We start from the raw sequence: 581 nt of genomic DNA, 5'->3' as shown, positions 1-581 counted from the left end.
CTGGACATCGGCCTTTCCGGTACCGAAGAGATCTATTTTGCCACCTTCCACCTTGGCGTGGACGGCGGTATCGAAGTGACCGCCAGCCATAACCCGATGGATTACAACGGCATGAAGCTGGTGCGCAAGGGCGCGCGACCTATCAGCGGTGACACCGGCCTGCGCGACGTGCAGCGTCTGGCGGAAGCTAACGACTTCCCGCCGGTGAACGAAGCACAACGCGGCAGCTACAAGCAGATCAACCTGCAAAAAGCCTACATTGACCACCTGCTGGGCTACATCAATGTGGCGAATCTCAAACCGCTCACGCTGGTGATCAACTCTGGCAACGGTGCCGCAGGTCCGGTTGTCGATGCGCTGGAAGCCCGCTTTAAGGCGCTGAACGTGCCGGTGACCTTCGTTAAAGTCCACAACACGCCTGACGGTAATTTCCCTAACGGGATCCCGAACCCGCTGCTGCCGGAGTGTCGCGATGACACCCGTAACGCGGTGATTGAGCACGGTGCGGATATGGGCATCGCCTTTGACGGTGATTTCGACCGCTGCTTCCTGTTCGACGAGAAAGGCCAGTTTATCGAAGG

The 581-nt window shown here is 58.5% G+C and carries 1 pseudogene; it reads left to right on the top strand.

Annotation, left to right across the window (positions count from 1 at the left end):
- Positions 1-581: pseudogene (locus tag ACHHZ6_RS24755) on the top strand (phosphomannomutase CpsG); the annotation flags it as partial.

The sequence above is a fragment of the Enterobacter cloacae complex sp. 2024EL-00214 genome (genome assembly GCF_043945575.1).
In the GTDB taxonomy this organism is placed as follows: domain Bacteria; phylum Pseudomonadota; class Gammaproteobacteria; order Enterobacterales; family Enterobacteriaceae; genus Enterobacter; species Enterobacter cloacae_P.
Note: the sequence above shows the minus strand (reverse complement) of the source record. Positions and strands in the feature narration are given on the sequence as shown.